Source organism: Phaeobacter porticola, assembly GCF_001888185.1.
GTDB lineage: Bacteria > Pseudomonadota > Alphaproteobacteria > Rhodobacterales > Rhodobacteraceae > Phaeobacter > Phaeobacter porticola.
Genome location: NZ_CP016364.1, coordinates 148722 through 167786, shown reverse-complemented (window position 1 = coordinate 167786; position 19065 = coordinate 148722). Strand labels below are relative to the sequence as shown.

At 56.5% G+C, this 19065-nt stretch carries 16 protein-coding genes; 9 read left to right on the top strand and 7 right to left on the bottom strand.

All coding sequences use genetic code 11. The features are described from left to right. Positions 1-9: 9 nt before the first annotated feature. The 5 genes from PhaeoP97_RS00735 to PhaeoP97_RS00715 form a co-directional block, all read right to left on the bottom strand. Entirely contained in the window at positions 10-1122 is a 1113-nt protein-coding gene (locus PhaeoP97_RS00735; RefSeq protein ID WP_072503442.1) for an ABC transporter ATP-binding protein, read from the bottom strand. A 153-nt stretch (positions 1123-1275) separates the two neighbouring features. After that, a complete protein-coding gene (locus PhaeoP97_RS00730; protein WP_072503441.1) occupies positions 1276-2400 on the bottom strand; it encodes an extracellular solute-binding protein in 1125 nt (374 codons plus the stop codon). Between the two features lie 305 nt (positions 2401-2705). After that, positions 2706-3545: a DMT family transporter gene (locus tag PhaeoP97_RS00725; protein WP_072506230.1), complete on the bottom strand. Its 840-nt coding sequence runs from the start codon at positions 3543-3545 to the stop codon at positions 2706-2708. A 35-nt stretch (positions 3546-3580) separates the two neighbouring features. Continuing rightward, positions 3581-5257: a Na/Pi cotransporter family protein gene (locus PhaeoP97_RS00720; protein ID WP_072503440.1), complete on the bottom strand. Its 1677-nt coding sequence runs from the start codon at positions 5255-5257 to the stop codon at positions 3581-3583. Positions 5258-5350: 93 nt separating this feature from the next. Continuing rightward, the gene (locus PhaeoP97_RS00715) at positions 5351-6175 is read right to left on the bottom strand and encodes a DeoR/GlpR family DNA-binding transcription regulator (protein ID WP_083570413.1); all 825 of its coding nucleotides are present in this window, start codon (positions 6173-6175) and stop codon (positions 5351-5353) included. Between the two features lie 190 nt (positions 6176-6365). On the opposite strand from PhaeoP97_RS00715, the gene PhaeoP97_RS00710 reads away from it, so the two are divergent. Beyond that, positions 6366-7988: a sulfatase-like hydrolase/transferase gene (locus PhaeoP97_RS00710; protein ID WP_072503439.1), complete on the top strand. Its 1623-nt coding sequence runs from the start codon at positions 6366-6368 to the stop codon at positions 7986-7988. Next, the gene (locus PhaeoP97_RS00705) at positions 7985-9247 is read left to right on the top strand and encodes a glycerate kinase type-2 family protein (RefSeq protein WP_072503438.1); all 1263 of its coding nucleotides are present in this window, start codon (positions 7985-7987) and stop codon (positions 9245-9247) included. Before PhaeoP97_RS00710 ends, PhaeoP97_RS00705 begins: the two co-directional genes overlap by 4 nt. A 14-nt stretch (positions 9248-9261) precedes the next feature. On the opposite strand, the gene hpaR is transcribed toward PhaeoP97_RS00705, so the two are convergent. Beyond that, positions 9262-9696, bottom strand: a complete 435-nt coding sequence (hpaR, locus tag PhaeoP97_RS00700) for a homoprotocatechuate degradation operon regulator HpaR (protein WP_072503437.1) — start codon at positions 9694-9696, stop codon at positions 9262-9264. Between the two features lie 231 nt (positions 9697-9927). Between hpaR and PhaeoP97_RS00695 the strand changes: the two genes are divergently transcribed. From PhaeoP97_RS00695 to PhaeoP97_RS00665, 7 genes are all read left to right on the top strand, one after another. Then, positions 9928-11340, top strand: a complete 1413-nt coding sequence (locus PhaeoP97_RS00695) for a pyridoxal phosphate-dependent decarboxylase family protein (RefSeq protein WP_072503436.1) — start codon at positions 9928-9930, stop codon at positions 11338-11340. A 43-nt stretch (positions 11341-11383) separates the two neighbouring features. Beyond that, the gene (locus PhaeoP97_RS00690) at positions 11384-12154 is read left to right on the top strand and encodes an HpcH/HpaI aldolase family protein (protein WP_072503435.1); all 771 of its coding nucleotides are present in this window, start codon (positions 11384-11386) and stop codon (positions 12152-12154) included. A 142-nt stretch (positions 12155-12296) separates the two neighbouring features. Beyond that, positions 12297-13478: a substrate-binding domain-containing protein gene (locus tag PhaeoP97_RS00685; protein WP_072503434.1), complete on the top strand. Its 1182-nt coding sequence runs from the start codon at positions 12297-12299 to the stop codon at positions 13476-13478. 121 nt (positions 13479-13599) lie between these two features. Then, complete coding sequence (locus PhaeoP97_RS00680; RefSeq protein WP_072503433.1) at positions 13600-14376, top strand: ABC transporter ATP-binding protein; 777 nt, start codon at positions 13600-13602, stop codon at positions 14374-14376. Further along, complete coding sequence (locus PhaeoP97_RS00675) at positions 14369-15118, top strand: ABC transporter ATP-binding protein (protein ID WP_072503432.1); 750 nt, start codon at positions 14369-14371, stop codon at positions 15116-15118. The genes PhaeoP97_RS00680 and PhaeoP97_RS00675 overlap by 8 nt, the downstream gene beginning before the upstream one ends. A 49-nt stretch (positions 15119-15167) precedes the next feature. Beyond that, positions 15168-16199, top strand: a complete 1032-nt coding sequence (locus PhaeoP97_RS00670; RefSeq protein ID WP_072503431.1) for a branched-chain amino acid ABC transporter permease — start codon at positions 15168-15170, stop codon at positions 16197-16199. Further along, complete coding sequence (locus PhaeoP97_RS00665) at positions 16196-17266, top strand: branched-chain amino acid ABC transporter permease (RefSeq protein ID WP_072503430.1); 1071 nt, start codon at positions 16196-16198, stop codon at positions 17264-17266. The genes PhaeoP97_RS00670 and PhaeoP97_RS00665 overlap by 4 nt, the downstream gene beginning before the upstream one ends. Positions 17267-17281: 15 nt before the next feature. Here the strand turns inward: PhaeoP97_RS00665 and PhaeoP97_RS00660 are convergent, their stop codons facing one another. After that, complete coding sequence (locus tag PhaeoP97_RS00660) at positions 17282-18952, bottom strand: DUF4139 domain-containing protein (protein ID WP_072503429.1); 1671 nt, start codon at positions 18950-18952, stop codon at positions 17282-17284. Positions 18953-19065 lie beyond the last annotated feature (113 nt).

The following is a 19065-nucleotide window of genomic DNA, read 5'->3' as shown; positions in this document are numbered from 1 at the left end:
TGGGCCTCCTTATTCTGCGGCCAACTCACCCGCTGGCACGGCGACGGCATTCTTCGTCTCGTATTCCAGGGTGATGTTTTGACCTGTATGATCGTCAAACGACTGACCGAGATTGGGGATGGAGACCTTCAGCTCTTTGCCACCATCGCCTTCCATGAAGATGTTAAAGGCGTTGCCCTCGAACTCCTCGTGATTGACCTTGGCTGTCACAAAATGATCACCAGTGGCCCCTTTGGGTGCCAATGCAAAGGCTTCGGGGCGGATGAACATCATGGCGTCGTCGCCTTCTTTCATCTTGCCTTGGTTGGCCGGAGATATCCGCGCCACCAATTCACCAGAACGGTTGGTCGCGATCAGTGCTTCATTGCCCATTACCCGTTTGACCTTGCCCCGGAACACGTTGTTTTCACCGACAAAGGACGCAGCAAAAGCCGTTGCTGGATCATTGTAAATTGCTTTGCCATCGCCGATCTGATCGATAACGCCAGCACGCATGACAGCGATATTGTCCGACATGGTCAGTGCCTCGCCCTGATCATGGGTAATATAAATAAATGTGATGCCGACGCGTTGCTGAATTTCACGCAATTCGGTGCGCATATGTTGGCGCAATTTCAAATCCAACGCAGATAGGGGTTCGTCTAATAGCAACACATCCGGTTCCGCGCAAAGCGCCCGCGCGATAGCAACCCGCTGCCGTTGGCCACCGGACAGTTCCGACGGCAGTTTGTCGCCCTGACCCGGCAGCGCGATCATGTCCAGCAACTCATCTGCGCGCTTGCGACGTTCCTTCGCTGATGCACCATTGATCTCCATGGAAAAGGTGATGTTTTCCCAGACCTTCATCAACGGAAACAGAGCCAGATTCTGAAAGATCAGCGCGGTTGGCCGTTTGTTCGGACCAATCCCGCGCATATTATTTCCGCCGATCAGAACATTGCCTTCGCTTGGCTCCAGAAAACCGGACACGGCCCGCAAGATCGTCGTCTTGCCACAGCCAGACGGGCCCAGGAACGAAAAGAAATCGCCTCCGTTAATTTTGACATTCGCGTCGCGCACTGCAACGAAATCTCCAAAGCGGATCCAGAGATTCTCAAGATCTACGCCAACCCCAGCACTCATGTGGCCTCTCCCTCGGTGCAACCGTTCGTCCGGTGGCGAACCTCCGGCCGATGCAGAAAGCATCCGGTTGATTATACGTTGAATTTACGCCTCTTGGGCGTGTGGCTGGCCCCGGTCGCAACAGGGGCCAGTTTTGCGTGTCTGATCAGTTAATCAAGCACTTTTGAATTTGTTGACGAACTCAGTACGCACATCCGCATACCATGGCGCTTCAGCAGGCCAAGGGTTCAGATTGGCGAGGCTGTTGCCCGGATAAGCTTCGGCAAAGTTCTTTTTGTAAACATCGCCCGAATAGTCGTCAGCCTTCAGCACTGGCGAATTGTAGCCATGACTATCAATTGCATTACCTGCAGGTTCCTGCTCGTAAGCATAGTCAATGAAGGCATAAACCTGCTCTTCGTTCTTAGCGCCAACTGGCATCGAAATACCGTCAACCCAAGCCATAGCACCCTCAACCGGAGCCTGATAATGCACAGGTTCGCCTGCGGATTTCAACGCCAGCGGCGGGCCATCCCAAGTCTGACCAACAACAACACCCTCATTCAGCAAACCATTCTTCTGCGAATCCGCGTCGTTCCAGATCAGTTTGATCCGGTTTTTGCGGGCGACACACCAATCGGTGACCTGGCCCCACACCTTACGCATGGTCTCTTCGTCGTTATAGGCGGCCCAGATGGAACCCGGCTCCATCTCACCAGAGGCTTCCATATAAAGACCAGCACCCAGCATCATCGAATGCGCGCGACCCATGGTTTTGCCTGCGTTTTCTTCGCTCCAGACATCCCCGTAAGACGGTGCATCACCGGAAGGCAGCCACTTGTCGGTCCGATAGGCAATACCTTCGGTACCCCAGATATGCGGCAGCCAATGTGCGCCACTATTGTCAAAATTCCAGGCGTCGGTACCGATCTTGGCCATGGCAGGGTTTACCGCATCTAGGTTCACCTTGTTGAGATCAAACGGCTTCAGCAGTTCCAGCGGCCCCCACTGCAAAGAGCGGTTGTTGGTCGGCGACACAATGTCGAAACCCTGCCCTTTGGTGGCCTTCATCTTATTGATGATTTCCTCATTCGATCCGATACCGGTGTAGTTCACTTTGATGCCGGTCTTGCCTTCAAAACCCGAGATGAACTCTGGCGGCAGATAGTCGGACCACATCAGAATGTTGATCTCCCCAGAAGAGGCCAGCGCGCTTTTGGAATACAGCGGAGCGGCCAGAGCGGCCGCACCTGCCCCCTTAAGGATAGAGCGGCGGGTTACTGTGGACTTTGCAGTCATCTTGTATTTCTCCCTATGGATCTGTTGGTTTTTGTTTTTGTTTTTGGTGGTGAAACTCTGCGGAACGCTCCCGCATTGCTACAGTGACAGATTCAGAATTCGATAAGGCCAGAAATCACCGCATGGGCGCGTTTATGGGGCCAGTTTCAGTTCTGTTTCGTTTTCTGCAAATCCAACGCGGGTACGTCTTTTGCGATATTTGCTGTCGACTCCCCAATAGCTTCACGCAGATCAGTCTGCGCGCAGCGTGGGGCCCACGTCAATGTTGCAACTCCGCGGAAGCGTTCACAAATTCAATGACACGGTCAAACCGCCATTCCAATAAGCGCGACGCCACACGCCATAAGCAGCGCAGCCCCCAAACGCCGTTTCCAATTGCCTTCCTTCAAGACCAAAAACCCTATGAGCGCCGCAAAAATCACAGAGGTTTCCCGCAGGGCCGACACCGCCCCAAGCGGGGCGAAGTTTTTGGCAAAAAGCACCAATCCGTAGGCGCACATCGACACCAAGCCACCCGCGATGCCCAGAACCCAGACACGAGGCGGCAGGCTTGGTAGCGTTTCACGCTTACGCACAAGCACAAACACCGCGACAAAAACATGCAGAAAGGCGCCCCAGGCCCAATAGCTGACCGTATTGCCAGACAACCGCACGCCAACGCCATCCACCAGAGAATAGACCGAAATACAAAACCCAGTGCCCAGCGCATACCACAGCGCGGTCTGCCCCACACCAGACCGCAGCGCCTTCCAACTGCTAAGTTGAATACCAAACGCAATAAGGGCGATCCCGATCCAGGCCTGAACCGGAAGCATTTCACCGACAAAGATCATCGCCCAGAGTGCGACAAGCGCCGGCACGATACCTCGCGCGATCGGGTAGACCACACTTAGATCACCATGCTGATAAGCCCGCCCTAGCATGTAGAAATAGCCAAAGTGCACAACGGTCGACAACGCGATGTAAGGCAAGCTTTCTGCCGAGGGCAGCGGCAGTGTGACGACCATAACAATGCCAGGAACCACATGCCCCAACGCCACTAAACCCAGCGTCGTGGTCCGGTCAGCGGCGGTTTTGACAATGGCGTTCCAGATCGCGTGCAGCATTGCCGCCGACAGGATAATAGCAATCACAAACGGGGTCATCTTCAGCTCTCGGTCGATAGGGAAGGGTGCACAGATCAATCCATCTCTTCGGCGGGCATATCGGTGATCAGCCGGGTCTCCAGTAATTGCCCGTTGCGGTAGAGGATCGGATAGGCAATCGCAGCGATGTGACTGTTGAATTCCCGCAGGGCACGCAGCGTTTCCAGATGTATATCCGAACTCTCAAAGCTCTCGCTGGCACCGTGTTGGAGCCGACGCAGATGGCGCTTTCGGCTATCGCGCTCCATCCGCTTTACCTCGGTTTTCTCAAGACTCAGCAAGCGTGCGCTTTCCAGATCGTCCGAGATCAGCACATTCGAGGCCAATTGCATATTGGCCACGATCACCTCGTGCATACGCGTGATTTCGCCCCACCCCTCCTTGGAGAACCGCACACCTTTCTTATGCATTGCGGCGGCAAGCGTGGCGAGACGTTCATCAACCACGTCACCCGCTGTTTCCAGGCGAATGGCATACTCCACTAAATCACGGGCGACCTTGGCGTTGTCTTTCCCGAACCCTTCGGTCGGCATACCGGCGACATAGGTTCGGATCCCCGACAGACAACTGTTCACCTCGCGGTCCAGAGCCTGTACCGCCTTGATTTGTGACCGGTCACCGTGCTGATAGAGATCAGGAATGGGCCTAAACATCGCGCCGACAAGATCGGACATGCGCAGTAGTTCACGCTTCAGGCTGGCAATCGCTTGATTGGGTTGCTGGTAATCATCCTGATTCAAAACGCTGACGGGCAACCCGGGCGCGCTGCCCTGCGACGTTACAGGATTCGGTACCAGCCCGGTCAGAACGCCGTGCAGCATACCGCAGAATGGCAAAGCCAAGAGCAGCAGCGACGCGTTGAAGAGAAGATGCGCATAGACCAGCGTCTGGCCGCCCTCAGGCGCACCCAACATTCCTGATCTTAACGCCATATTGACACCAACAAGGCAAATGACAGCCCAAGTTCCCCGCAAACCGAGGTTGGCAATTGGGATCCGGCGTCCCGTTGCAGGCATCCCCCTACTAAGCCAAACGGGAATGAATGCAGACCCAAAGTTGGCCCCTAGCATCAGCGACAGACCTGCCGCAAAAGGTATCGCATCAATCTGCACCAGCGTGACACACATCAGGATCGCGGCCACCGATGAATGCATCACAAAAGCCAGCGCCGCCCCCACAAGGAACGCAGTGATATAGTCGCGGGCCAGATACTCGGCGATGGCAGGTAGAAACGCGCTCTCGCGGATCGGGTCCATCGCTTCGCGCAAGAACCGCAACGATATCAGGATAAAGGCGATCCCCATTAGGATGCGCCCCATCTGTCGCGCCTTCTTGGCCTCAGTCTTGACGAAGAGATACCCGCCCACGGCCAACAATACAGGCACCAGCCAATCCAGGCGGAACGACAGCAATTGAATAATCAACGCCGACCCTAGATCGCCGCCCAATACGATCGCCAATCCCGGTGCGAACGACAGCAGCCCACTGGCTGCAAAGCCCGAAGTTAACAAGGCAACTGCGGCTGAGCTTTGCAAGACAATCGCCATGCCAATTCCAACAAAGCTGGCCTGCGCGAGCGTGCGCTGCCCGGTCAACAGGCGTTGAAAGGTCGCCCCGTAGCTGCGTTCGATACCCGTTCGGACCATGCGCACTGCAAACAAAAGCAGCATAACGGCTCCGGCAAGGTTGGTTAGAAAACTCAATATGGCCATATGCTGTGTTCTTATCCTTTGTAGGGCCGTTGCTTGCGACCAACTGTTGTCTCTTGGCGCAATGGGATTGTCTCCGTTGGCGCGAGTGTGTCTTTAGTCGGCAGGCTCTGCCGTCCGGCCCTTACCATCTTGACCAGCCTCACGCGTTGATCCGGGGGGGGCCGGCGAAACCTCCAACGACACTCCCCAATTCTCAAGGGAACGGCGATGTTTGCGCGGGGGGGGCGCATCGGTCAGGATCAGATCGATCGCCCCAGGCGCAGGACCGAGATGCGGCGCGGTGTCATCAAATTTTGGACACGTGACGACCACCATCGTGCGCTCTGCTGCGTCGGCTACAACGGCCGCGAGCTGCGCCTCGGTCGCGCTATGGTACAACGCGCCATGTTTCGCAGAGAATGCATCTGCCGACAGTATGGCAATATCAAGGGCAAACACTTGCACCTGTTGCTCGGTAACATGGCCAAATGTCCCTCGCTCGTTGCTCTGGATTTCACCACCCAGAAAATGCACATGGTTGCCGTTGTGATTGGCCAATGTCTGCGCCACACCAATGGAGTTGGTCACAATGGTTAGATTGGCGCGCCTGCGCAATTCATTGGCGATAAATGCGGTGGTAGAGCCGACGTCCAGAAACACTGTCATGCCATCATCGACGTGGGGCAGTATTCCGGCGGCGATACGTTGTTTTTCATCCGCGTGTTCAGACATCCGTCGGTAAAAGCTGTCAGCCGCATCGGGGCCGACAAGATACGCGCCACCATGCACCCGCTGAACCAACCCCTGTTTGGACAGCGCCTTGATGGTTCGACGGACGGTTTCCTCTGACACGGTCAGGACCTTGGCCAATTCACCACTGCGCGCAGAACCACCCACGCGGCGCAGCGCCTCCAGCAGTTCTAATTCACGATGGGACATTTTCTGATCGTCGGACACCCGGTCGCCTCTACTTGTTTGGCGCAACACAACCACAGACACATGGCACGAATCAAACAAGAAAGCACAAAATCCCACAAATTCGGTCAATATTGACGCCGAAAACGGGAATTCTCTTTGCCAAAGCGAATAAAGCGAGCTTATCTGGCGATACGTTCGCGAAGGAATGCCTATGAGACAGCCCCCCCCTCTTCCCTCGGTCCATCCATCATCGCCCACGACTAACAAACCGTCAGATGGGCAACGAAACGTTCTGTTCATTCTGATTGACCAGATGCGGGCAGATTGTCTTTTTGGTGCGCTGGCAGAACACGTCGAGCTGCCCAATCTGCGCGCATTAATGGCGGATGCAGTCAGCTTTCGCCGCAACTACACGGTTGTGAATCCCTGCGGGCCGTCGCGGGCCTCAATCCTGACCGGGCAATATGCAATGAACCATCGTTCGGTGCGCAATGGCACGCCACTGCGACATGATACTCCGAATCTTGCGACCGAAATGCGCAAGGCCGGATATCTGCCAATGCTGTTCGGCTACACCGATACGTCCCATGATCCGCGTGTCTATAACCCGAATGATCCTGCGATGCGGACCTACGAATACCCGATGACTGGGTTTCACGAGATGCTGGAAATGCGGATGGAGATGTCGCACCCATGGCGCGCGCATTTGTTGAACAAGGGATACGAGTTTGATCGGTATTGGGATCTCTACAAACCAATGTCTGCCACTGGCCAGGCTCACCAGATAAACGATCCAGCGCCATATAAGGCAGAAGACAGCGATACTGCGTTTCTAACGGATCGGCTGCTGGCCACATTGCCGGGGTATCACGACCACAGCTGGTTTGCCCATCTAACCTATATCCGACCGCATCCGCCACTGGTGGCACCGGCCCCATACAATCGAATGTATGATCCCGCCAGCCTGCCATTGCCAGAACGTCTTGCAACTGCCGAAGAAGAGCGCGCCATGCATCCCTTCTTTGATCCAACCACCCGCGCCTATTCGCCTGCATCCATGGTAGAGGGCTTTTCTGATCTGGAGGCCAGCAATGAGGTCGTGCAGACCCTTCGCTCGATCTATCTCGGGCTCGCAACCGAGGTTGACGCCCATATCGGTCGGGTGATGGCGCATCTACGCGAGAGCGGTCAGCTGGATAACACGCTTATCGTGCTCAGCGCCGATCACGGTGAAATGCTGGGGGATCGGCACAGCTGGGGTAAGTTTTCAGTCTATGATGCAGCCTATCACACGCCATTGATCATTCGCCAACCAGACAATGCTGCGCGGGCTGGGGCGGTTGTCAACGAATTCACGGAATCCATCGACTTGACGCCAACCATTCTGGACTGGGTCGGCCAGCCCATACCCAACGCGATGGACGGGCGCTCGCTATTGCCATTGCTGGCCGGAGACGTACCAACCGATTGGCGACACTACAGTTACTCTGAGCTAGATTTTGGCGAGCCAGAGCGGCCTAGCCCGTGGCAACAATATCTTGGTACCGACGTCAGCGAATCTAATCTGGCAATCCTGCGCGACGCGCGCTTTACCCTTGTGGAATTTGCAGCCGACCTGCCGCCACTGCTGTTCGATCACGACAAAGGAGGGGAACGGGTCGATGTCGCGCATGATCCGACCTATCAAACTGCTCTAACACGGCTGACCCGACAGATGCTACGACACCGAATGCGCAATATGGATCACACGTTGTCGCTCCACACCATCACGCCCGAAGGTCCGCGCCAGCAGTCACGACATCTGCCAAAGCAGTCAGGAGCGACACCCAAATGACCAACCTGCGCAGCTTTGCCACAGATCTATTTACCGCTGCCGTCGCACGCGCCGATCCTGAGGCTGCGTTAGAAACAGCGCTGCAGCAGTATCCCCCGAACCTGCCCACCAACAAAGGCCACCTGATCTTAGTCGCACTGGGCAAAGCAGCAATACCAATGCTGCGCCGAGCGATGCAGATCTTGCCCCGCGCGGAGGCGGCACTGGCCGTCACCAACCCTGAAAACCGAGCGGAACTTGACGGTGCTCAAGTCATGTCAGGTGCCCATCCGGTGCCCGACCACACGAGTGTCAACGCAGGCCTTGCCCTTCGAAAGGCAGTCACCGGGTTAGATTCATCTGATCGGGTCATCGCATTGATCTCCGGCGGAGGATCTTCTCTGGCAGCTGTGCCCGCGCCGGGGCTGACGCTCGCCGACAAGACGACCGTGACCAAGCAGCTGCTAGCGTCGGGGATGGGCATTACCGAAATGAACCTGATCCGGCAACAATTGTCGGATGTAAAAGGTGGCGGCCTTCTACGCCAGGCTCACCCAGCTCTGGTTTCCAGCTATATTCTGTCAGACGTGATTGGTGACGATCTACGGGCTATCGCATCTGGCCCAACGGTTGCACCACTCGGTACCCGAACAGAGGCCCGGGACCTGCTGCAACAACATGGCATCTGGTCACAATTGCCGACAACCGTGAAGACGCATCTGTCGATAGATGTTCCTCCGACAGTCCCGCCTGCTGGCAATGCACATTTGATCGGCTCAAACCGGCACAGTCTGGATGCCATGCGCGTATGCGCCACAGCTGCCGGTTGGCTGGCGCAGATCGTTGATGATGCGCTGATAGGAGATGTGGAGGCGGCCGCACAACGCATCATCCATGCCAGTCAGGAAACTAACTGCAGCCAGCCGCAGGCGTTGATTTTCGGCGGCGAGACAACGGTGCAATTGAGCGGTACCGGTCTTGGTGGCCGCAATCAGGAGCTTGCACTTCATGTGGCACGCATGGGACGCAAGATGCTGCAAGGTCGCTGGGTATTTCTTTCTGGTGGCACCGACGGGCGGGACGGCCCAACTGCGGCCGCTGGTGGCATTGTCGATGCGGGCACTTGGGGCCGTATCGAAACCGCAGGTGGCGATCCTGACGCTCTACTCGCCGACAATGACAGCAATCGTGCTTTGGCCATGGCCAATGATCTGCTGCTGACCGGTGGAACCGGCACCAATGTCGCGGATGTGCAGATCCTGCTGCAAATGCCGAAATAGCATCGCGGCCAGATCTATTCGTCCAGCTGATGCAACTCGTTCAACAGATCCAAAAGCGCCTCATACCGCTCATGCCCCATCTTAGCGCGCGTATGTTCGATGACCGCAAGGCTTGCTGGTAGGTTGTGGTCAATGACCTGTTCGCCTGCCGCCGTGATACTGACAATTTGGCGACGGCGATCCATCTGGTCCTTTTCTCGCCGGATAAGTCCCTTATCCTCAAGTTTTTGCAGGATACGCGTCAGGCTAGGCAGCAGCAGGCAGGCCCGTTCTGATATCTGCGTCGGATCTATACCGCCGGTCTCCTGCACAACACGTAGCACCCGCCACTGCTGTTCCGTCAGATCTGCGTCGCTCAACAATGCGCGGATTGGTCCCATTACGCGCTCTCTCGCGCGCAATAGGGCAATGGGCAGAGATCGGTCCGTGCTGGGTAACTGTTTGGTCATGCCCAATTATCGCCGCACACGCGCCCAAAGGCAAATCCCCTCTGCCGAGTTTGGCGTGCGAATGCGTGCCAGAGCAGGTCAAATAGACTATTCCCGGCGAGAATAGGCGGAACTGCGCTGAGTCCATAGGCACCATTGCGCGGCCTCGATCAACTGGATGGGGTTTGGAAAACATGTTAACCAAATGTAACATGTGATCGCGGCACGACCTTCAGACCAAAGGACAACTAGATGAACTGGAAAGACTTTTCTTACTGGGGCCGCAAAGTTGCTGACTGGGCACAGGACTATCACCTAACTGTCGGTGACAGACCGGTACGCGCCCGGACGGAACCTGGTGATATCCTGAATGCGCTCCCTGTCACTCCGCCTGAATCCGGCGACGGGATGGAGGCCATCTTTGCCGATTTTGAGAACATCGTGATGCCCGGCATCACCCATTGGCAGCATCCCCGCTTCTTTGCCTATTTCACGTCCAATGCCGCCGCGCCTTCGGTGCTTGCAGAATTCCTAACCTCCGCCATCGCACCGCAATGTATGCTGTGGCAAACTTCGCCAGCCGCTACTGAGATGGAAACGCGGATGATGGATTGGCTGCGCCAGGCGCTGGATTTGCCCAAAGAGTTTCAAGGTGTCATTCAGGACAGCGCCTCATCTGCCACGCTCGCAGCGGTTCTGACCATGCGCGAAAAGGCCCTGAACTGGCAGGGCAATCAACAGGGGCTCTTTGACCAAAAAACACTGCGTATTTACTGCTCGTCCGAGGTGCATACCTCCATCGACCGCGCGATTTGGGTGGCCGGCATCGGTCAGAAAAACCTGATCCGGGTGCCGGTCAAAGGCGACTGGCGCGGAATGGACCCGACGGCTCTGGAAGCCGCCATTGTGGCTGACCTCGCCGCAGGTCATCAGCCAGCCGGTGTGATCCTCTGTGTCGGGGGAACCGGTGTCGGTGCAACAGATCCGGTTGATCGGGTGCTGGATGTGGCCGAGAAATACGGCCTCTACACTCATGTAGATGCTGCTTGGGCGGGATCTGCGATGATATGCCCGGAGTATCGCCATTACTGGCCAGGTGTTGAGCGTGCAGATAGCATTGTCTTTAATCCGCACAAATGGCTTGGCGTGCAATTCGACTGCTCCGCTCATTTCCTGAAGGACCCTGATGATCTCGTGCAGACGCTCGCGATCAGCCCGGAATATCTAAAAACCCATGGCAAAGACGGGATCATCAACTATTCTGAATGGTCGGTGCCGCTGGGCCGCCGTTTCCGAGCCCTCAAGATCTGGTTCCTGATCCGCACCTATGGGTTGGAAGGCCTGCGTGAACGGTTGCGCAATCACGTAAATTGGTCCACCCAACTTCACGATGTGCTTAAATTAGAGCCTGATTTTGAGATCGTCACCCCTCCGATGTGGTCGCTCTGGTCGTTCCGCTACACCCCGAGCAATGCCACAGATCTGGATGCTTTGAACCTTCGATTGGTGAACGCGATCAACGATGACGGGCGCATCTACCTGACCCAGACGCGCGTCGACGATCAATTGGTTATCCGTTTTCAAGCAGGCCAGTTTGAGACCACCGAAGCGGATGTGATGATGGCACATAACGTCATTACCGAGATCGCCAGGGGCTTGTCGTGAAGGCCACTGCAAACATTCACCAACCTAACGAGGAGCTTCACCAATGCCCGCCCCCAAGAACCGTTTCAAACACGCTCTGATCAGCGGAGAGCGTCAAATCGGCTGCTGGATGAGCTTTGGTGAAAGTGCCGTGGCCGAGATCATGGGCACCTGTGGCTTTGACTGGCTGGTTATTGATGGCGAACACGCTCCCAATGACATCCGGTCGATCCGCGATCACCTCATCTCATTAGCGGCGTCAGACAGCCACCCTGTGGTGCGCGTACCCATCGGCGAAACCTGGATAATCAAACAGGTTCTGGATGCGGGCGCGCAAACCATCTTGGTGCCTATGGTGGAAAGCGCAGAACAGGCCGATGCACTGGTCCGCGCCTGCCGCTATCCGCCGCATGGCGCCCGTGGCGTCGGCGCGACGGCCGCGCGGGCAACCATGTTCGGCTCCGCCCGTGACTATATTCAGACAGCGGATCAACAAGTCTGCCTGCTGCTGCAAGTCGAAAACCAACAAGGGATCAAAAACCTCGACGACATCCTGTCGGTTCAGGGAATTGATGGTGTCTTTATCGGTCCAGCGGATCTGTCGACCGATATGGGCTATCAGGGAAATTCTGCCCACCCAGAGGTCCGCGCCGTCATTGCCGATGCGCTGACCCGGATCAAGGATGCAGGAAAGGCACCCGGCATTCTAGGGGTCACTCCAGACGAAACGCAGGCCTACCTAGATATGGGCGCGCAGTTCCTTGCCGTTGGAATCGATGTATTGCTGCTGGCCCAAAACGCCCGCGCCCTAGCGGCCGAATGGAAGGCAAAATAGACTTTTGTTTCCGCCAGCCAACGGCTTTAACGTCAATTAACTATGTTTGCCCAACTGATCAGTTTGACACCCCGCCGCCAGACTGACACCACTTAAGCGAGATTGCGCCGAGTGCCTTGGCGCGCCACGAGGGAGTTACAATATGAAGCGCACATTTGTTGCGGGGATGGTCTCCGCGCTGACGCTATCTGCGGCCACTGCCGCGTTTGCCGATATCAAGATCGCACATATCTACGGCAAGACTGGCCCGTTTGAGGCCTATGCAAAACAATCCCATGACGGGTTGATGCTGGGACTGGAATACGCAACCGGCGGCACGATGGAGGTGAATGGCGAAAAGATCGTGGTGATCGAAAAAGATACACAGCTAAAGCCGGAAAACGGCAAGGCTCTCCTGGAAGAGGCCTATGGCGACGATGAGGTCGATCTGGCCATCGGCCCAGTCAGCTCGGGCGTGGCATTAGCGATGCTGCCGGTGGCCGAAGAATATGAAAAACTTCTGATCGTGGAACCTGCCGTTGCCGATTCCATCACCGGCGCAAACTGGAACCGCTATATCTTCCGCACCTCGCGCAATTCCTCGCAGGACGCGGTCGCCAGTGCCATCGCGCTGGCAGGTGATAATGTACATATCGCGACACTGGCACAGGACTACGCCTTTGGTCGCGATGGCATTGCAGCCTTCCGTGAGGCCCTCGCTGCGCAAGGCCACGAAATCGTTCATGAAGAATTTGCCCCGACGGACACCACAGATTTCACCGCCGCAGGTGAGCGTATCTTCAACGCGATGAAAGATCTGGAGGGTGAGAAAAAACTGTTCATCATCTGGGCAGGCGGCGGCAACCCTTGGGCAAAAATCAACGCTATGGATCCAGGCCGCTTTGGCATCGAATTTGCAGGTGTCGGCAACATTCTGGCGGCTCTCAAGGGTTTCAAGGACTTTGCAGGCATGGAAGGCGGCACCTACTACTATTATGAACTGCCTGATAATCCGGTGAACGACTGGCTGGTAAAAACCCATTTCGAACGTTTCGATGGCCCGCCGGACTTCTTCACTGCTGGCGGTATGGCCGCTGGAATCGCAGCAGTTGAGGCGATCAAAAAAGCAGGCTCCGCCGACACCGAAGCACTGATCACCGCAATGGAAGGCATGGAGTGGCAAACCCCGAAAGGCACCATGCAATTCCGCGCCGAGGATCATCAAGCCTTGCAGTCGATGTATCACTTTAAGCTGCGGGTTGATGATGATGTTGAGTGGGCCATTCCTGAATTGGTACGCGAGCTGAGCATAGATGATCTGCCGATCCCTGTGCGCAATCAGTAAGAGTTAACCACCGCGTCCGGGGGCCATCGCGCCCCCGGTTTTTTTTGCCAGGCGTCGGCCCCACACCCCATTCCGTTAGGGCCTGATCTCGCTACTGTCACCTCAGCAATAGGATCTGTCGATGCCAGTCCCCCTCTTGTCCACCAGCAAATTGAGTGTGAAATTTGGCGGCCATATGGCCGTTGATGCCGTGACTTGTGCGTTCCACGCGGGCGAGCTGACAGCGATTGTCGGTCCTAATGGCGCGGGCAAAACAACCTACTTCAACCTGATTTCCGGCCAGGTTCCTGCAACTGCGGGTCAGGTCATGCTGGCTGGTCAGGACATAAGTGCGCTATCAGTCGCGGCCCGTACCAAAGCTGGCATCGGGCGCGCCTTTCAGTTGACCAATCTATTCCCGGATTTGACGGTTCTGGAAAACGTGCGGCTTGTGGTGCAGGCCAAGGCCGGGCGCGGTTTCAACCTATGGTCTATGGTGGCCGGCCATTCTGATCTGATCATCGAAGCTGAGACAATCCTGTCACGGGTCCGCCTGTTGGATGAACGCAATCAGGTTGTGTCCGAACTCTCACATGGCAACCAACGCAAGCTGGAGGTGGCACTGCTAATTGCCTTGGATCCTGCGATCTATATGTTCGACGAGCCGACTGCCGGGATGAGCGTGGATGAAGCACCGGTTGTGCTGGATCTGATCGCCGATCTGAAAGCGCAAACCGACCGCACGGTTCTGTTGGTTGAACATAAAATGGACGTGATCCGGACTCTCGCAGATCGCATCATCGTTCTTCACAATGGCGCGCTCGCGGCGGATGGCCCCCCGACAGAGGTCATGGCCTCTGATGTGGTGCAGGAAGCGTATATGGGCCGTGGGTTGGAAGGGGTGCTGACCGATGTCTGAACAAAGCACAGCCACATCCGATGCAGATCCAATCCTGCGGATCGACGGAATCTACACCAATATCGCGCAATACCACATCTTGCAGGGTGTCGATCTGGTGGTGCCGCGCGGCGGTGTCACCATGCTCTTGGGGCGCAACGGTGTCGGCAAAACAACCACCCTGCGCAGTGTCATTGGCCATTGGCGGCCCCATCAGGGCCGGATCATTTTTGATGGCGAGGACATCACTAGTATGGCCACTGCCAGCATTGCACGGGCAGGTCTTGGTTTCGTGCCGGAGGACATGGGGATCTTTGCCGACCTGACGGTAGAAGAAAATATGGTTCTGGCTGCCATTTCAGGTCCGATCAATTCAGCCCGCCTCGACTGGATCTTCGCGGCTTTCCCACCACTAAAAACCTTTTGGAAATCTGAAGCCGGCAACCTGTCCGGTGGACAAAAACAGATGCTCTCCATCGCCCGCGCCATGATCGAAGAACGCAAGCTGTACCTTATAGATGAGCCAACCAAAGGGCTTGCCCCGGCGATCATCTCAACCATGGCACGCGCATTGAGGGATCTAAAGCGCCAAGGTGCCGCTATCTTGATGGTTGAACAAAATTTCGCAGTGGCCAAGGCGCTTGGCGATACCGCCAATGTCATGGATGACGGACGCGTAATCTGGTCTGGCAAGATGGCAAAGCTCGGCAGTGATGCCACACTGCAAGAACGGCTGATGGGGCTCAGCATGGAAGTGCAGTAGCCATGACACGCAACTCTCCCGTCCTAGACACCATAGACGAGGCCCGCCAATGACCGCAGCCCCTGAACACGCCCCCACCCTGGCGCAGATCTCTCTGCGTGATCGGCTCTCCCCCTATGCTCCCTTGTTGCTGGTGCCGCTTTTGACTGTCGCAGGCTTCGTCGCCGTACAGAACCCAGCCAGCTGGCTAACGCTCACAGTATCCGGCCTGGCGATGGGAATGATGATCTTTCTCATGGCTTCAGGCCTCACACTGGTCTTTGGCCTCATGGATGTCATCAACTTTGGCCATGGTGCCTTTGTTTCGGTGGGTGCCTTTGTCGGCATTTCTGTCCTGCTGACGCTGGGCCATCTCACCAATGCGCCATCGCTGGGGTTAAACCTGTTGGCCATCCTCGCTGCGGTTCTCGCAGCGATGGCTGCCACAGCCAGCATGGGTTGGGCCTTCGAACGGGTGATCGTGCGGCCCGTCTATGGCAATCACCTTAGCCAAATCTTGGTGACGATGGGTGGGCTGATTATCACCGAGCAGCTGATCATTGTGCTTTGGGGACCAGAAGAGATCTACTTCACCCGTCCCGAAGCCCTAAAAGGCGCGCTGACCTTCGGTGATGCGGCGATCGAAAAATACCGACTGGTTGCTGTCGTGGTGGGGCTCTCTGTCTTTGCCGCGATGCGGTTTGTACTGCGCCGAACCAAGATCGGTTTGATTGTCCGCGCCGGTGTCCAAAACGGCGAAATGGTCGCGGCGCTCGGGTATCGGCTGCGCTTGGTCTTCATCGGCGTATTTATCGCAGGGTCCGCATTGGCCGGACTTGGCGGCGTGATGTGGGGACTTTACCAAGAGGTCATCACCGCCCATATGGGCAATCAGGCCATGATCCTGATCTTTATCGTGGTGATCATCGGCGGCCTTGGTTCAGTCGAAGGCTGCTTCATCGGCGCGCTTCTGATCGGCCTCTTGCAGAACTATGTTGCCTTTGTAGAGCCGAAACTCGCCCTGATTTCAAACATCGCGCTGATGGTCGCGATCCTGATGTGGCGCCCGATGGGCATGATCCCGGTGGTAAAGGCAAAATGATCGGCTCACTGCTCTCCGGCGATCTGCCGCGATCTAAAATCCTGGTTCTGCTGCTGGCGATGATCCTGTTCTGTCTCGCCTTTGCACCATTTCTTTTTCCAGGCGTGCGCACCGTCGATACTGCCGCAAGGATCTGCATCTTTGTGGTGCTCGTCGCGAGCTATGACTTGCTACTGGGCTACGGAGGCATCGTCAGCTTTGCCCATACCATGTTCTTTGGCATTGGGGCCTACGGTGTGGCGTTGACCTCAACCCATATGGGGCGTGGTTTCGACGCGCTGCTTGTCGGGGCCGGGATTGGTGCCAGCACTGCGGCTGCGCTTGCATTGCTGATCGGGCTGTTTTCCCTGCGGGTGCGGGCGATCTTCTTTGCTATGATCACGCTTGCCGTTGCGTCTGCGGTCGCGGTGCTGTTCAGCCAGTTTTCCAGCCTGACCGGTGGCGAAGACGGGCTAACCTTCAAGACACCACGCGCGTTGGGCCCAGCATTCAAATTTGGTCAAGACAGCTTTGACGGTGAACTTTTCGGCGTCAAATTGAATGGGAAGCTACTAACCTACTACCTGATATTTGGCAGCAGCGCCGCTCTGTTCCTTGGCTTGTTGCGAGTTGTTAATTCACCCTTTGGCCGAGTGCTGCAGGCAATTCGGGAAAATGACTTCCGGGCTGAGGCAATCGGCTACCGCGTTGTTTATTACCGGGTCGCAGCCACGTGCATGTCTGCGGCCGTAGCCGCACTTGCAGGATCGCTATATGCTATTTGGCTGCGTTATGTCGGACCTGACACCACCCTATCGATGGAAATCATGATCAACATTCTGCTGATGGTCGTGATCGGTGGCATGGGCACGATGTATGGCGCTGTGATTGGCGTAACGCTGTTTATCTTGGCACAGAATTACCTACAAACTCTAATGGGCGTGTTGGCGGGCATGACCGAGGACCTGCCCCTGTTGCCAGACCTGCTCAGCCCAGACCGATGGCTGCTGTGGCTGGGGGTTCTGTTTATCCTTAGCGTCTATTTTTTTCCAAGCGGTGTAGTTGGCCGCCTACGCGGCCAACGGTGATACGCGGCGCATGGATCAGCGCAGGACCTGATCTTCGGGCCAGTTCAGCTTTGTTTCGACTTGAATAGTCTGCGTCGCGCCTTTGGCGATCTCCACCTCCCAGGCCAAGATGCCGCGTTGTTTTTCAACGTTTTCCTCAGATGGTGCCGGGCGCGCTGCCCAAGTGATCTCCAACGCCTCCTGTTGGGAATATGGAACCCGGTCCAGCACCCGCAGAGGCCATGCCTGATTGGTCAGGTTCTCAATCTCGATTTCGAAACGGCTGACCTGCTCCGTGCTACGTGAAATCAAACCCTGCTCGCCTTCGCTCTGGTCAAGCACATCGCGGCGCAGCGTCAGCCCCTTGATTGGGCCAAACCCGATATTCGTTTCCGTCCCAGGCGCCAGGCCCGGAAAATCTGCAACAGCGACCAGTTTTCCGTCAACGAAATGGGCAGTCTCTGTGGCAGCCAGTAGCTGCTCGCCAAATTCATTGGTGAAACGCACCATACGATAAGCCACCTCGTTGCGCAGCGGAACCGCCTGCGCCGTCAGCTTAGCGGTTGTGGTGAGACTATCCATTTCAAGCCGCAACGCATCCACACCCGAAGCAATAGAGACAGGTTCACCAAAGGCATAGACCGCAGCGACACCACCCGTATCGACGTTCCATTGCGGCAACGATTCAACAATCACCGCAGCTTCGATAATCGGTTCGGCGTCCGTCGACATTTCCATGTCGGACGAGAACCTCTGCTTTGGATTCGGCGGCGGGGCCGGTTGTTCGATCCGTCGCAGCCGAGGGTACAAAACGGATGGCGCAGATTGGCCCAAGGGTTCCGCAGTCGAAAGGGTCAACGCAACATCCTGCCAGCTCTCGCCTGTATCCTGTGCCAGGATTACGCTACGGGCCAAGGTCAGTTCCGGCGCATCACCGGTCGCGAGATGCAGTTCATAGTAGGGAGACCAGCCGATCTTACCCGCCCCACCTGTTAGGTAGTTCAGCGTCACCTCCCCGCGCCCGGCCTCTGCAACCTCGACCTGCACCTCAAGGAAGAGCCGATCTTCATCCTCGGTTGCGATGGCGGCAAGCGCCGCGCGAGCTCCTGCCAGTTCATCTTTCAGCGCTATCAGGTTTTGTTCCCTGGCGCGGGCCTCTGCCTCTGCATCAACCATCTCACGGTGACTTGCAGTGGCCCGGTTTGCGATCATCAAAGCGATGTCTGCCAATGTTGAGGCATCCGCTCGCCCAAGACCATCATTGCTGCCAAGCTGTTTAAGGAAATGAATTGAGCTCTGTGCGGCACGGGCAGAGGCTCGGGCACGTTCCGCCTCATCCTTCACGAGATCGATCTGTTCTTGAATTTGACGAACACGCGCCTCGGCTGCGTCAATCGCGGGTGTCGCAACGTTCTGGGGAGGCACGAAATCCGCTCGCATGAGAGTACTGATGCGGCGGGCACCTTTGACCTGAACTTGCAGGCTGGCTGTATTCGCACTGCGTGGCACGCCCTGCAGGATCAACTGATGACGCCCCGCAGGCAAGTCGAGCACAGCGGTGCGGGTGATCTGGGCAAGCCCCGGATACAGCGTTACCGCAGAAACCTGGCTGGAAACGGAGAATACATCCGCAACTGCGGATGTGGCAATGTTCGTTGTGGCGACAGAAGCCGCAAGAAAGGCAATAACTGAATAGACAGGTCGCATGATATCTCTCGATTGATCAAACCGCGGACAGGTTGCCCGCCTGTGATCGAACCTACGTATCGGTGCGAGAGGTTACCAGCCGTTGCATCGCATCATGACGCAGACCGCTCCTG

Bases quoted from the DNA above. Each gene is read 5' to 3' on its own strand.
- PhaeoP97_RS00735 (WP_072503442.1), bottom strand. From the start codon at position 1,122: ATGAGTGCTGGGGTTGGCGTAGATCTTGAGAATCTCTGGATCCGCTTT.
- PhaeoP97_RS00730 (WP_072503441.1), bottom strand. From the start codon at position 2,400: ATGACTGCAAAGTCCACAGTAACCCGCCGCTCTATCCTTAAGGGGGCA.
- PhaeoP97_RS00725 (WP_072506230.1), bottom strand. From the start codon at position 3,545: ATGACCCCGTTTGTGATTGCTATTATCCTGTCGGCGGCAATGCTGCAC.
- PhaeoP97_RS00720 (WP_072503440.1), bottom strand. From the start codon at position 5,257: ATGGCCATATTGAGTTTTCTAACCAACCTTGCCGGAGCCGTTATGCTG.
- PhaeoP97_RS00715 (WP_083570413.1), bottom strand. From the start codon at position 6,175: ATGTCCCATCGTGAATTAGAACTGCTGGAGGCGCTGCGCCGCGTGGGT.
- PhaeoP97_RS00710 (WP_072503439.1), top strand. From the start codon at position 6,366: ATGAGACAGCCCCCCCCTCTTCCCTCGGTCCATCCATCATCGCCCACG.
- PhaeoP97_RS00705 (WP_072503438.1), top strand. From the start codon at position 7,985: ATGACCAACCTGCGCAGCTTTGCCACAGATCTATTTACCGCTGCCGTC.
- hpaR (WP_072503437.1), bottom strand. From the start codon at position 9,696: ATGACCAAACAGTTACCCAGCACGGACCGATCTCTGCCCATTGCCCTA.
- PhaeoP97_RS00695 (WP_072503436.1), top strand. From the start codon at position 9,928: ATGAACTGGAAAGACTTTTCTTACTGGGGCCGCAAAGTTGCTGACTGG.
- PhaeoP97_RS00690 (WP_072503435.1), top strand. From the start codon at position 11,384: ATGCCCGCCCCCAAGAACCGTTTCAAACACGCTCTGATCAGCGGAGAG.
- PhaeoP97_RS00685 (WP_072503434.1), top strand. From the start codon at position 12,297: ATGAAGCGCACATTTGTTGCGGGGATGGTCTCCGCGCTGACGCTATCT.
- PhaeoP97_RS00680 (WP_072503433.1), top strand. From the start codon at position 13,600: ATGCCAGTCCCCCTCTTGTCCACCAGCAAATTGAGTGTGAAATTTGGC.
- PhaeoP97_RS00675 (WP_072503432.1), top strand. From the start codon at position 14,369: ATGTCTGAACAAAGCACAGCCACATCCGATGCAGATCCAATCCTGCGG.
- PhaeoP97_RS00670 (WP_072503431.1), top strand. From the start codon at position 15,168: ATGACCGCAGCCCCTGAACACGCCCCCACCCTGGCGCAGATCTCTCTG.
- PhaeoP97_RS00665 (WP_072503430.1), top strand. From the start codon at position 16,196: ATGATCGGCTCACTGCTCTCCGGCGATCTGCCGCGATCTAAAATCCTG.
- PhaeoP97_RS00660 (WP_072503429.1), bottom strand. From the start codon at position 18,952: ATGCGACCTGTCTATTCAGTTATTGCCTTTCTTGCGGCTTCTGTCGCC.